Source organism: Streptomyces racemochromogenes (genome assembly GCF_044129415.1).
Lineage (GTDB): Bacteria > Actinomycetota > Actinomycetes > Streptomycetales > Streptomycetaceae > Streptomyces > Streptomyces racemochromogenes_A.
Window position 1 is genome coordinate 76,667 of the sequence record NZ_JBBDHD010000021.1, and the last position, 11,177, is coordinate 87,843.

Below are 11,177 nucleotides of genomic sequence, written 5' to 3' on the forward strand. Positions count from 1 at the left end.
AGACCGCGCCCACGGCCGCACGGACCCGCCGGTTTGGACCGTGCGGCAGCGGCAAGGCGCCGGGCATGGTGCAGATCGGATACACGATGATGACCGAGCAGGCCGGCCCCCGGGACCTCGTCGACCACCTGGTGGGGGCGGAGCGGGCCGGCTTCGACTTCTCCGTGGTCTCGGACCACTACCAGCCCTGGCTGGACACGCAGGGACACGCGCCCTACGCCTGGAGCGTCCTGGGCGCCGCCGCGCAGGCCACCACCCGGATCCCGCTCATGACCTACGTGACCTGCCCCACCTTCCGCTACCACCCCGCGGTCGTCGCGCAGAAGGCCGCCACGATGCAGCTCCTGTCCGGCGGCCGCTTCCGGCTGGGCCTGGGGTCCGGCGAGAACCTCAACGAGCACGTGGTGGGCGCCGGATGGCCCTCCGCGCACGTCCGGCTGGAGATGCTGGAGGAGGCCGTCGGCGTCATCCGCGCGCTCCTGGCCGGGGGACGCGTCAGCCACCACGGCGCCCACTTCGACGTCGAGGACGCCGTGCTCTGGGACCTGCCGGACGCACCGCCGCCGATCGGCATCGCCGCTTCCGGGCCCCGCTCGTGCGAGATCGCGGGACGCTACGGAGACCTCCTCGTCGCCGTCGAGCCGGACCGCGACCTCGTCGCCTCCTTCGCCGCGAACGGCGGCTCCGGCAAGCCGTGCGTCGGCCAGCTGCCCCTCTGCCACGACACCGACCGCGAGGCGGCGGTGGCCCGCGCCCACGACCAGTTCCGCTGGGCCGTCGGCGGCTGGGAGGTCAACGCGGAACTCCCCGGCCCCGCCGGGTTCGCGGCGGCCACCCGCCACACCCGTCCGGAGGACCTCACCGACACCATCCCCTGCGGGGACGACCCCGAGGCCGTCGTGGAAGCGGTACGGGCCTACGCGGACGCCGGGTTCACGGAGGTCGCCCTCGTACAGATCGGCGGGGAACACCAGCGGCCGTTCCTCGACTGGGCGGAGACCCGTCTGCTGCCCGCACTGCGGGAGCTGTGAGGACCGGGGCGGGTTCGGGCGGGGCGTCAGGCGGTACGGCGCGGCGTCAGGCGGTACACCGCGAACGCCCGTCCGATGACCGGCATCGCGACGTTGCGGACCGGGATGCCGCCGGCGGTCATCCCGTGCTCCGCCCCGAGGTGGGCGTGCCCGTGCACCGCGAGGTCGGCGCCCTCCGCGTCCATCGCCTCCGCCAGCAGGTAACTTCCCAGGAACGGGAAGATCTCCGCCGGCTCGCCCGCGAGGGTGTCCGGTACCGGAGCGTAGTGCGTCAGGGCGATGCACAGGCCGGGCCCGTTCCCGGACGGCGTCCGCAGCGTGCGCAGCGCCCGACCGAGCCCCTCCGCGCAGGCCCGGCTGTACCGGATGAACGCCTTCATCTCCTGTTCCCCGAACTCGCTGCCGCTGCGTCCGGCGAAACCCCCGCCGAAGCCCTTGGTCCCCGCCACCCCCACCCGCGTCCCGTCCAGGTCGAGCACGACGCCGTCGCCCTCCAGGACGTGGACCCCCGCCGTGCGGAGCTCCTCGGCGACGGCCTCCTCCTCGCCGCTCTCGTAGTCGTGGTTGCCCAGCACCGCGACCACCGGCACCGGCAGCCCGGCCACCTCCCGCGCCACCACCCCCGCCTCCCGGCGCGTACCGTGCCGGGTCAGGTCGCCGGCCAGGAGCAGCAGGTCCGCGCAGTCGCCGAGGGTGTCGAAGGCCGGCCGCAGCAGCCCGGCGCTGTCGGGCCCGAGATGGATGTCCCCGACGGCCGCCACGCTGGTCACGTGACCACCTCCTCGGTCTCCCCGGGGCCGGGCGGCCGGGCCTGGCAGACAGTGAGGTCCGCGTACCAGTCGAGGCCCGCCAGTTCCTCCCCGGCGGCGTGCAGCACGGCCCGCCGCGCCTCCTCGTCGGCGACCCGGCCGCGGAGCACGGCGCGGGTGCCGTGTGCCTCGACCAGCAGGCCGAGTTCGGCGGCGTCCTCGCGCGCGAGGCGGTCGCGCAGGTGCCCGATGCGGTATTCGAGGATCCCGTCCGTGTTCACGCTCCGTCCTCCGTCCTGTCCTGTTCCGCCCGGCCGCAACGCCCGCCCGGGCGGCCGGTCCCGTCCGGGCGGTCGATGACGCGGAGCGTGTCGAGCAGGTGCAGGAAGGCGTCGGCCAGCGGGGACTCCCGGTGGTCGCGCTCCAGGCGCACCCAGTCGATCTGCTCGCGCAGCATGCGCGCCATCGGCAGCAGGTCGCCGAAGTCGCAGTAGTGCTCGCACAGCGCGGACAGACGGCTGTCCATGAGGTCGGTGGGGGACAGTACCGGCATCCACACCGAGTCCACCGCCTTGACGGTCGCCCGCTCCAGGAGCGCGGTGCTCACCGGACGTCGGGCCAGCTCGAAGATCAGGTCGATCTCCTCCCCGCCCGAACGCCCCTTGACCAGCCAGTCCTCGGGGGCGCGGCGCATGGCGATGCCTCCGCCCTCCAGGGCCTTGACGGCTTCGTCGGCGTCCTCGGGGCGGACGCAGAAATCGGTGTCGTGCTGGAACGTGGCGGGGAGGCCGTGGGCGAACGCAGCGACGCTTCCGGCCAGGGCGAAAGGGACGCCCGGACCGTTTGAGCAGCGCGGCCACCCGTTTGGTCGTCTCCAGGATGGCCTGGGTGTGGTCCTTGGGCAGTACCTCCTCGTCCGGTTCGGCCGGGCCCGGGCCCCCCGGCGGCACGGGGCCGTCGGGGAGGCAGCGGGCGGGAGTCCCGTGACCGTGCACGGTGTGCCTCGCTCGGTACCCGGTCACCAGTAGTGCTTCCGGCCTCCGACCGCGTGCCCGACGGCGCCCAGCAGCCACAGTACGAGGCCGATGACGACGAGGATCACGCCGATCGTCCAGAGGATCGAGATCCCCGTGAGGAAGCCGATGATCAGCAGAATGACGCCCAGGATAATCATGAGTACCTCCTGGTCCCTGTCGAACGGGGGACCACCCGCGTCTACCACCGCCGCGCGAGTTCATGCGTGCGAAGGGCGCCCGGTGGTCCCACGGAGCATGCGGCCCCGTATCCGGGGTAGCCGCGAGGCACTCGCTACCCCAGCCGGGAGGCCGTCATGGGCAAGACGAAGGGCAAGGCCCAGCAGCTCAAGGGCAAGACGAAGGAAGAGATCGGCTCCATGGCCGACGACAAGGGCACGGAGATGAAGGGCAGGGCCGAGAAGGCCGAGGGACGCATGGAGGAGTCCAAGGCGGACGCGGCGGCACGGATGAGGAAGATCCACGACGCGAGCCGGTGACCGGCTCCGGCTCCCCGGCGGGCACGGCGTGCGCACGCGCCGTGCCCGCCGCACGTCCGCGCCCCGAAGGGGGTCAGCCCCGGGCGGCGTCCTCCGGCTTGCGGCCCCAGGCGGTGAGCATGCCGGCCGACAGCGCGGCGCACTCCGCGGAGTCCAGGTAGCGCACCGCCGCGTCGACGGCGGCGTCGTCCACCAGTCCGGTGCCGAGCATCGCCGCACGGCTGCGCTCCCAGGTGTCCGCCCAGAAGCGGCTGATGGGGCTGCCCGGCACCAGCGGCGGCACGTGCACCTCGGCCGCCACGGACCCGAGCCCCGCCGCACGCAGCACCTGCGGGTACGACGGCACCCACGACACGTCCGTCCCGATCGTGGCCCGCAACCCCTGCCACATCGCCCGCATCGCGTCCGCGTACGGGGTGCGGGGCGCACGGTCGCTCGTCAGGTCGACCGCGTCGCTGAGCACCAGCACACCGCCGGGTTCGACGTGCTCGGCCAGGGCCGCGACGACCCGCTCCCGCTCGGGCAGGTGCATCAGCACGAACCGCGCGTGCACCAGCCGGAACCGGCGGCCGGGAGCGAAGTCCGGGCCGGTGACGTCGGCCCGCAGCACCTCCAGTCCGGGCCGCTCGCCGAGGAACCGCACGTCCCGGTCGACGGCGAGCACCCCCGCCACCCCCGCCTCCTCCAGCAGCCGGCGCGCGACGGTGCCCGTGCCGGCGCCCACGTCCAGGCACTGCCACCCCGGTCCCGCTCCGAGCGCACGCAGCCGTGCCATGGTGACGTCGTCGTAGGCGAGGGCGCCGAAGTCGATCCGCTCGCCCTCGCCCGCCTGCCCGGGAGGGAACACGGCCTCGCCGTAGCGGCCGCCCGGCGGCCCGGCGGTCACGGCGCCGCCGTCCGGGCACGGGCGCGGGACGGGGACAGCGGGGCGTCGGACGATCTCATGGCCTGGCCTCTTCACACAGGGGACGGAAGCCGGCCTCCCCTCGCGGGGCAGCCGTCCACCGATCCTGCACCGCCGGCCGCCCGCGGCCCCGAGGCGCGCCGCACGAGGACGCCGAGCCCGGCCGCGTACCACCCGGGCGGCGATGGAGGGGTTATGCGGCGGCCCGCCCCGCCTGAGGCCTGACGCCCTGACAGCCCGGCGGCCGCCGCGGGAAGGACCGTCCGCGGCGGCCGCGGGCCGCGGCGGTGCGGGCACCGACGCGACCGGAGAGGGCCGGCGGGTCAGGAACCGCCGGCGCGGGCGGAGCCGGTGCTCGTGCCGTTGGCCGTGCCCAGGAAGCAGGTGACCGTACGGTCGCCCACGGCCCAACTGCTGGGCTGCGGGTAGTAGTAGAAGACCTCCAGGTTCTTCGACAGCTTCGCTGCGTCGCCCACGTAGTCGGTCAGCGCCGTTCCGCCGCACTTCTCCTCGGAGGTCTTGACGACCTTGTCCGCGCCGGGGAACACCGTGCCGTCCAGGGTGAAGACGGCGTACGCCTCTCCCTCGTGCGGCTGGTCGCAGGGCACGGTCCGCACCGACAGGCGGGCCTGGGTGCCGTCGCCCTTCTCGGTCTTCGCCAGGTCGTCATCGGTGTTGAAGCAGTCCCCCTTGCGGATGTCCTCCACCTTGCTGGAGCCCGGGGTGGTGACCTGTCCCTGGGTGTCGCGGTGCGGCTTGGGACCTTCGTCGAGCGCCCCCGACAGGCCGAGGACGAGCACGACCGCGTAGAACGCGAGGGTCAGGCCGTGGATGACGATGGCCGCGATGGCCAGCCCCCGGCCCTTCTCGTTGTTCCTGCGGATCTGGGAGAGTGCGACGATGCCGAGGATCACCGGAACCGTCGGTATCGCGCAGACGAGCGACATCACGAATCCCGTGATCGCCAGCGCGTTGGTCTTCTGCGGCTGCGGCGGATACCAGCCCTGCGGACCGCCGTACGGCGTCCCCGGCCCGGGCGTTCCCGGCTGGCCGGGCTGTCCGTACGGTCCGGGCTGTCCGTACGGCCCCGGCTGCCCGTACGGCTGCTGCGGGTACGGGGGTGGCTGAGGGGGTGTCGACATGCGCGTGGAACTCCTCGCGAGAGGCTGGGACATGACCGCCGGCTGGGCGGTGAAGGCCGCGGGCTGGGGACTTTGAGCGGATGATGTTCGAATCGGCCGCGCCCCAGTATGCCCGGCCGGGGCGGCGGTCCCCGACGTGGTCGGGCGGCTGGGATGATGCGGCCATGACACCGATCACCAGCCTGGACCTCACCGGATTCACCGAACGGGAGCCGGGGGTGTGGACCGACGAGCGGGGCCTCGTCCTGTCGGTCCACTTCTTCGGGCTCGTCCCCGACCTGCCGGCGCCGCTGGGTGATCCCGACCGGCTGCGCCACGGGCTGGCCCGGTCCGTCGCCTCGGCCGGAGCGGGGCTGATCGAGGCCGGGGTGGGCGAGGTGGACAGCGTTCCCGCCGTCCGGCAGCTGGTCAAGGTGGCCCGGCCGGGCGGCCGCGGTCAGGTCTTCCTCGCCTCGTGGACGATCCCGCGCGCCGCGTGCAGCGCCGTGGTGAAGGTGCAGGCGGCCGAAGGGGCGGTCACCGGGATGCGCGAGGCCGCGGTCCTGGCCCGGACGGGTCCCGAGCGGTACTTCGTCGCGCACCCGTACGGCCCCGGTGTCGAGGGCGGACTGCCCTGCCACGTCGCCGACCACGAGGAGTGGGACGCGCACTTCCCCGACCATCCGCTGACCCTCGTACGGGCCGCGCTGCACCGGATCACCCCGACCGTGACCCTCCACGACGGCTTCAGGACGCTGCCGCCGTTCGCCGGACCCGCACCGCGGCCGGTGCCGCCCGAGCCGCCCGCCGGGCCGTCGGGCGTGCGCCGGTGGTTCCGCCGGGGCTGACCGGCGTGCGTCAGGGGGCCGTCCGCGCCGGGAAGGTGAACGTGTAGGACCGCGCCCTGAGCCAGGGGAGGTACTGCTCCAGGGCGGCCACGGTCTGGCTGCGGTCGCCGCCGCCGTCGTGGAACAGGACCGTGGGCTGCTCGGGCAGCTTGCCCTCCACCGCGGCGACGATGGCGGGCAGGCCCGGACGGCTCCAGTCCCTCGGGTCGACGCTCCAGCCCAGCGGGCGCATCCCGTGTGCCGCGGCGATGGCCCGGCTCTCGGGGGTGAAGGCGCCGCCCGGCGCGCGGTAGTAGTTCACCGCGACCCCCGGAACGGCCGCCTCGATCATGGCCTTGCCGTCCAGGATCTGCTGCCGCTGGTAGGCGACCGGCTTGTGGTCCATCGTCTCGTCGTGGTCGACGGAGTGGTCGCACAGCTGGTGTCCGTCGGCCGCGATCTCGCGCACCAGCCCCGGGTACGCCCGCGCGCGGGTGCCGACCAGGCAGAAGGTGGCCTTGACGTGGTTCTCCCGGAGCACCCGCAGCACCTGCGGGGTCCAGGTCGGGTCGGGGCCGTCGTCGACGGTGATCGCGACGTCCCGTCCCGTGCCCTGGGCCAGCCGGGATATGCCCTGCGGGACGGCGGCCCCGTGGACCGGCGCGGAGGAGGACGACGCCGGGGACCGGCCGGGGGAGGAGGCGTCCGTCGCGGCGAGGGCCGGGCCGCCGGCCGCCGCCAGGAGGCCGAGGACGGCCGCCGCCACCGCGGCGCCCGTCCGTCGGCCGCGCACGGAACTGCTGCTCATGCCCATGGACGTGCTCTTCCTCTGCGGGTGCGTTCGGTCGCCGGATCTCGCGGCGCCGCGCGGGGGGAGTCCCCGGGCGCCCCTTCGACGCTAGGGAGGCCGCCCCGCCCCGGTCAAGGAAGGGTGGGACGACTCACACCGGGCGAACGGGACGAATGGGACGGCCTGTCCTCCACGTCCCCGGTCCCGAAGCGGACCCGGACGGTCATGCCCCCGTCGGGCGCCGGATTCGCCTCCGCCCGCAGCCGGGCGCCGTGGACACGGGTGATCGAGGCGACGAGGGAGAGGCCGAGACCGGCGCCCTCGCCCGCCGTGTGGCGGCGCTCGGCCCGGCGGCGGAACGGCTCCAGCAGGCTGGGCACGTCCCGCGGATCGATCACCGGGCCGGTGTTGGAGACCGTCAGGACGCCTCCCGCCGGGCCCGGAGCCGTCGTCACCTCGATCCGGCCGCCCGGCCGGTTGTGGCGGACCGCATTGGTGAGCAGGTTGCGGACCAGGTGCTCCAGCAGAGTGCGGTCGCCCCGGACCGTCAGCGGTGCGAGACGGGTGACGACCGCCAGCCCCTCGTGCGGGGTCGCCGCCAGCTCCGCCTCGGCCAGCTCCGCGAGGTCCACCGGGCCGGTGCTCTCCAGGCCCTCCTCCGACACCGCGAGCAGCAGCAGCGACTCGATCATGTGCTCACTGGATTCCGCCACGCCGATGAGCCGCTCCCGGATCCGGGCGACCTTCTCGGGCGAGGGGTTCCCGGCCAGCCCGATCTCCGCCGCCGCCCGCTGCACGGCCAACGGCGTGCGCAGCTCGTGGGCGGCGTTCGCGGCGAACCGCCGCTGCGCACCGACCAGGCCCTCCATCCGGTCGAGCATCCCGTCGAAGGTGTCGGCCAGCCGCTTGAGCTCGCCGGGCGGGGCCTGGAGGCCGATCCGCTCGTGCAGGTTCGCCCCCGACAGGCGGCGTGCCGTCTCGGTGATCACCCCCAGCGGCCGCAGCACCCGGCCCGCCATCCACCAGGCCAGCCAGATCGACAGCACGGCGAAGGCAGCCAGGGCGACCAGCGAGACCAGCAGCACCTCGTGGAGGGCGGCCTGCTCCACGGCGGTGGAGAGGCTGCGGGTGACCGCGTACCCCTGCAGCCGCTCCGTGCCGAAGACCCGGCCGGGCGGGAGCGACTGGGCGGGGACCGGCGTCCTCTCCGCCCCCACCAGGGCCTTCTCGAAGCCGGCGCGCGGCACGGCCGTGGTGACGGCGCCGCTGATCCGGGCGTACAGGCCGCCCCGCAGCAGGAGGTTGACCAGGGCGATCAGGCCGCCCCCGGCGAGGACCAGCAGCGACCCGTACAGCGCGGTGAGCCGGGCGCGCTCGGAACGGAGCACCGCTCTCACAGCGGATCGGCGATCCGGTAGCCGGCCCCGGGCACGGTCTCGATCAGCTGCGGTTCGCCCAGCTTCGCCCGCAGCTTGCTGAGCGTGACCCGGACGGCGTTCGTCCGGTACGAGGTGTCCTGTTCCCACACCCGCTCGATCAGGTCGTCGTTGCCCAGCACCGCCCCCTCGGCCCGCAGCAGCGCCTCCAGCACCGCGAACTCCTTGCGCGACAGCGCGAGCCGCCGCCCGTCCCGCGTCGCCGTCCGCCGCGCCGTGTCCACCGCCACCCCGCACCGCTCCAGCACCGGCGGCAGCGCCGGATGAGCCCGCCGCCCCAGGGCCAGCACCCGCGCCAGCAGCTCGTCATAGGAGAACGGCTTGGTCAGGTAGTCGTCGGCGCCCAGCCCCAGACCCTCCACCCGGTCGCGCACCGTCCCCGCGGCCGTCAGCATCAGCACCCGAGTCAGCAGCCGTTCCCGCACGACCTGGCGGCAGACCTCGTCCCCGTGCAGCCCGGGCAGGTCCCGGTCCAGGACGAGCACGTCGTACTCGCCCAGCCGCAGGCGCCGCAGGGCCTGGAGGCCGTCGCCGGCCTCGTCGACGGCCAGCGCGTCACGCCGCAGCCCCTCCGCGATCATCTCCCGGAGGAACTCCTCGTCCTCCACCACCAGTACTCGCATGTGCCCTCTCTACTCGAAGGCCGCATTTCCTCGTCATAAACATGATCGGTGAAGGAAGCGAAACCCTCCTCCCCGGCAGGCTCCGCCCCATGAACCGATCCTCGACCATGACCATGGCCGCGGCCGCCGTGATGACCGGCCTGGCGCTCCTCGCCACCGCGTGCACGGGTGCCGGCGGCGGCCCCTCCGGCAGCGCCACGGACGGCTCCGCACAGCAGAACGCCGGAGCCTCCGGCAAGGGCGGCGGCACGGCCGGCTCCGGCGGCCGGGACGCCGACAAGGCCCTCCAGCTACGCAAGTGCCTGCGCGAACACGGCATCGACGCCCCCGACCCCCAGCCCGGACAGGACCCGCGCGGGATGACCCTCGGCACCGGCAGCGAGGACCCCGAGGCGGTCAGGAAGGCCTTCGAGGCCTGCGGGATGCAGGCTCCCGGCACCGGCGAGATGCCGCAGGCGGACAAGGACAAGGCCCTGAAGTGGGCGAGGTGCATGCGCGACAACGGCGTCGACGTCCCGGACCCGGAGTTCAAGGGGAACGCGATGAACGCCACGAAGATCCCCGAAGGGCAGGAGCAGGCCTTCGAAGAGGCCCAGAAGAAGTGCCGGGCCGCGTGAACCGGCGGGGGAAGTGGCTGCTGGGCTCCCTCGCCGTCGTCCTCGCCGCCACGGGCGGCGGCTACGCCGTGACCGCCCAGCCCCGGGACGACCGGGCGGCGCAGCCGGACCGGCGGGCCGACGGCCTGCCTCGGCGGACCGAACCGGTCCGCCGAGGCGACCTCAGCTCGGGCCTCACCGTCGAGGGCACCCTCGGCTACGCCCAGGAGCGCCGGCTGAACGCGCCCGGCCCCGGCGTCCTCACCTGGGCCGCGGCCGCCGGGACGGCCGTCGAGCGGGACGGCAGGCTCTACGAGATCGCCGGCCGGCCGGTCCGCCTGATGTACGGGACCACGCCCATGTACCGGCAGCTGAAGACGGGCGACAAGGGCGAGGACGTCCAGCAGCTCAAGCGCAACCTCGTCGCCCTCGGGTACGGCACCGGGCTCGACCCGGCCGACGCCACCTTCACGGCCGGCACCGCCACCGCCGTCAAACGCTGGCAGAAGGCCCACAAGGCACCCGAGACCGGGGAGGTCGGCAGGGAGGACCTCGCCTTCGCCTCCGGCCCGCAACGGGTCCAGCGGAGCGACGCGCAGGTCGGCGACGAACCCGGCCCGGGCAAGCCCGTTCTCACCCTGACCGGCACCGAGCGGATGGTCCGCTTCCAGCTGGACACCGCCAAGGCGGGCACGGTGAAGACCGGCGATCCGGTGACCGTGACCCTGCCCGGCGGTGGCACGGCCACCGGCAAGATCGACTCGGTGGGCGGCACCGCGGCCCCGGACGGCGGGGGCAACGGCCCCGGCGGGTCCGGCGGCGGGGGAGGCGGCGGGAACGGGAAGCCGAAGGTCCAGGTCGGCGTGACCCTCGACGACGCCGGGCGGGTCAAGGGTCCCGACCAGTCCCCGGTGTCGGTCCGGCTGGCCGGCGAGACCCGCAAGGGGGTGCTCTCCGTGCCCGTCAACGCCCTGCTCGCCCTCGCCGGCGGGGGCTTCGGCGTCCAGGTCGTCGAGGACGGCCGGGTACGGGAGATACCGGTTGAGCTCGGCATCTTCGGCCAGGGCCGGGTCGAGGTCAAGGCGGACGCCCTGAAGGAGGGCGTACGGGTGGGGGTGCCGAGCACATGACCACCCCACCGCACCCCCGGCGCCACCGTCACACCCGCCCGGTCGTGGAGCTGAGCGGGGTCACCAAGGAGTACCCGGGCGGCGTCACGGCGCTGCGCGGGGTGGACCTGACGGTCCTGGACGGTGAACTCCTCGGCATCGTCGGCCCGTCCGGCTCGGGGAAGTCCACCCTCCTGCACATCGTCGGAACCCTGGACCGGCCGACCGCCGGCCGGGTCGCGATCGCCGGGCACGACGTGGCGGCCCTGTCCGACCGGGCCCTCTCGGCCCTGCGCTCCCGGCACGTCGGCTTCGTCTTCCAGTCCTTCCACCTCGTCCCGGGCATCAGCGCCCGGGACAACGTCGCCGAGGGGCTGCTCTACTGCGGCCTCTCCCGGGCCGAGGGGGGGGGGGGGGGGGGGGGGGGGGGGGGGGGGGGGGGGGGGGGGGGGGGGGGGGGGGGGGGGGGGGGGGGGGG

At 74.5% G+C, this 11,177-nt stretch carries 15 protein-coding genes; 6 read left to right on the plus strand and 9 right to left on the minus strand.

Annotated features, from left to right (window positions below):
- Nucleotides 1-65 precede the first annotated feature (65 nt).
- Nucleotides 66-1,031 (plus strand): LLM class F420-dependent oxidoreductase, encoded by a 966-nt coding sequence (locus WDV06_RS11320; protein WP_395509528.1) that lies wholly within the window; start codon nucleotides 66-68, stop codon nucleotides 1,029-1,031.
- A 26-nt stretch (nucleotides 1,032-1,057) separates the two neighbouring features.
- Here WDV06_RS11320 and WDV06_RS11325 read toward each other — a convergent pair whose 3' ends face one another.
- The 4 genes from WDV06_RS11325 to WDV06_RS11340 all read right to left on the minus strand — a co-directional run bounded on the left by WDV06_RS11325 (nucleotide 1,058) and on the right by WDV06_RS11340 (nucleotide 2,954).
- The gene (locus WDV06_RS11325; RefSeq protein WP_395509529.1) at nucleotides 1,058-1,801 is read right to left on the minus strand and encodes a metallophosphoesterase family protein; all 744 of its coding nucleotides are present in this window, start codon (nucleotides 1,799-1,801) and stop codon (nucleotides 1,058-1,060) included.
- A complete protein-coding gene (locus WDV06_RS11330) occupies nucleotides 1,798-2,061 on the minus strand; it encodes a hypothetical protein (protein ID WP_395509530.1) in 264 nt (87 codons plus the stop codon). Before WDV06_RS11330 ends, WDV06_RS11325 begins: the two co-directional genes overlap by 4 nt.
- Nucleotides 2,058-2,474 carry a hypothetical protein gene (locus tag WDV06_RS11335; protein ID WP_395509531.1) on the minus strand — a complete coding sequence of 139 codons (417 nt, stop codon included), beginning with the start codon at nucleotides 2,472-2,474 and terminating at the stop codon, nucleotides 2,058-2,060. The genes WDV06_RS11330 and WDV06_RS11335 overlap by 4 nt, the downstream gene beginning before the upstream one ends.
- A 324-nt stretch (nucleotides 2,475-2,798) precedes the next feature.
- A complete protein-coding gene (locus WDV06_RS11340; protein ID WP_395509532.1) occupies nucleotides 2,799-2,954 on the minus strand; it encodes a DUF6131 family protein in 156 nt (51 codons plus the stop codon).
- 156 nt (nucleotides 2,955-3,110) lie between these two features.
- Here WDV06_RS11340 and WDV06_RS11345 point away from each other — a divergent pair, with 156 nt between their 5' ends.
- The gene (locus tag WDV06_RS11345; protein WP_395509533.1) at nucleotides 3,111-3,293 is read left to right on the plus strand and encodes a CsbD family protein; all 183 of its coding nucleotides are present in this window, start codon (nucleotides 3,111-3,113) and stop codon (nucleotides 3,291-3,293) included.
- Nucleotides 3,294-3,366: 73 nt separating this feature from the next.
- Here WDV06_RS11345 and WDV06_RS11350 read toward each other — a convergent pair whose 3' ends face one another.
- Both WDV06_RS11350 and WDV06_RS11355 read right to left on the minus strand, forming a co-directional pair.
- Nucleotides 3,367-4,179, minus strand: coding sequence for a class I SAM-dependent methyltransferase (locus tag WDV06_RS11350; protein WP_395509534.1), 813 nt, complete (start codon nucleotides 4,177-4,179; stop codon nucleotides 3,367-3,369).
- 341 nt (nucleotides 4,180-4,520) lie between these two features.
- The gene (locus WDV06_RS11355) at nucleotides 4,521-5,339 is read right to left on the minus strand and encodes a DUF4190 domain-containing protein (RefSeq protein ID WP_395509535.1); all 819 of its coding nucleotides are present in this window, start codon (nucleotides 5,337-5,339) and stop codon (nucleotides 4,521-4,523) included.
- Between the two features lie 164 nt (nucleotides 5,340-5,503).
- Between WDV06_RS11355 and WDV06_RS11360 the strand changes: the two genes are divergently transcribed.
- On the plus strand, nucleotides 5,504-6,166 hold the full coding sequence (locus WDV06_RS11360) for a hypothetical protein (protein ID WP_395509536.1): 663 nt from the start codon (nucleotides 5,504-5,506) through the stop codon (nucleotides 6,164-6,166).
- A 10-nt stretch (nucleotides 6,167-6,176) separates the two neighbouring features.
- On the opposite strand, the gene WDV06_RS11365 is transcribed toward WDV06_RS11360, so the two are convergent.
- The 3 genes from WDV06_RS11365 to WDV06_RS11375 form a co-directional block, all read right to left on the minus strand.
- A complete protein-coding gene (locus WDV06_RS11365; RefSeq protein ID WP_395509537.1) occupies nucleotides 6,177-6,953 on the minus strand; it encodes a polysaccharide deacetylase family protein in 777 nt (258 codons plus the stop codon).
- Nucleotides 6,954-7,066: 113 nt separating this feature from the next.
- On the minus strand, nucleotides 7,067-8,323 hold the full coding sequence (locus tag WDV06_RS11370; protein WP_395509538.1) for an ATP-binding protein: 1,257 nt from the start codon (nucleotides 8,321-8,323) through the stop codon (nucleotides 7,067-7,069).
- A 5-nt stretch (nucleotides 8,324-8,328) separates the two neighbouring features.
- Nucleotides 8,329-8,994, minus strand: a complete 666-nt coding sequence (locus WDV06_RS11375) for a response regulator transcription factor (protein ID WP_395509539.1) — start codon at nucleotides 8,992-8,994, stop codon at nucleotides 8,329-8,331.
- 89 nt (nucleotides 8,995-9,083) lie between these two features.
- On the opposite strand from WDV06_RS11375, the gene WDV06_RS11380 reads away from it, so the two are divergent.
- The 3 genes from WDV06_RS11380 to WDV06_RS11390 form a co-directional block, all read left to right on the plus strand.
- Nucleotides 9,084-9,611: a hypothetical protein gene (locus tag WDV06_RS11380; protein ID WP_395509540.1), complete on the plus strand. Its 528-nt coding sequence runs from the start codon at nucleotides 9,084-9,086 to the stop codon at nucleotides 9,609-9,611.
- The gene (locus WDV06_RS11385; protein WP_395509541.1) at nucleotides 9,608-10,720 is read left to right on the plus strand and encodes a peptidoglycan-binding protein; all 1,113 of its coding nucleotides are present in this window, start codon (nucleotides 9,608-9,610) and stop codon (nucleotides 10,718-10,720) included. The genes WDV06_RS11380 and WDV06_RS11385 overlap by 4 nt, the downstream gene beginning before the upstream one ends.
- The coding region (locus tag WDV06_RS11390) for an ABC transporter ATP-binding protein (protein ID WP_395509542.1) at nucleotides 10,717-11,177 on the plus strand (461 nt) is incomplete at its 3' end. The genes WDV06_RS11385 and WDV06_RS11390, both read left to right, overlap by 4 nt.

Coding starts and splice junctions, on each gene's coding strand:
- WDV06_RS11340 (WP_395509532.1), bottom strand. CDS start 2,954: ATGATTATCCTGGGCGTCATTCTGCTGATCATCGGCTTCCTCACGGGG.
- WDV06_RS11375 (WP_395509539.1), bottom strand. CDS start 8,994: ATGCGAGTACTGGTGGTGGAGGACGAGGAGTTCCTCCGGGAGATGATC.
- WDV06_RS11345 (WP_395509533.1), top strand. CDS start 3,111: ATGGGCAAGACGAAGGGCAAGGCCCAGCAGCTCAAGGGCAAGACGAAG.
- WDV06_RS11355 (WP_395509535.1), bottom strand. CDS start 5,339: ATGTCGACACCCCCTCAGCCACCCCCGTACCCGCAGCAGCCGTACGGG.
- WDV06_RS11365 (WP_395509537.1), bottom strand. CDS start 6,953: ATGAGCAGCAGTTCCGTGCGCGGCCGACGGACGGGCGCCGCGGTGGCG.
- WDV06_RS11360 (WP_395509536.1), top strand. CDS start 5,504: ATGACACCGATCACCAGCCTGGACCTCACCGGATTCACCGAACGGGAG.
- WDV06_RS11335 (WP_395509531.1), bottom strand. CDS start 2,474: ATGCGCCGCGCCCCCGAGGACTGGCTGGTCAAGGGGCGTTCGGGCGGG.
- WDV06_RS11380 (WP_395509540.1), top strand. CDS start 9,084: ATGAACCGATCCTCGACCATGACCATGGCCGCGGCCGCCGTGATGACC.
- WDV06_RS11320 (WP_395509528.1), top strand. CDS start 66: ATGGTGCAGATCGGATACACGATGATGACCGAGCAGGCCGGCCCCCGG.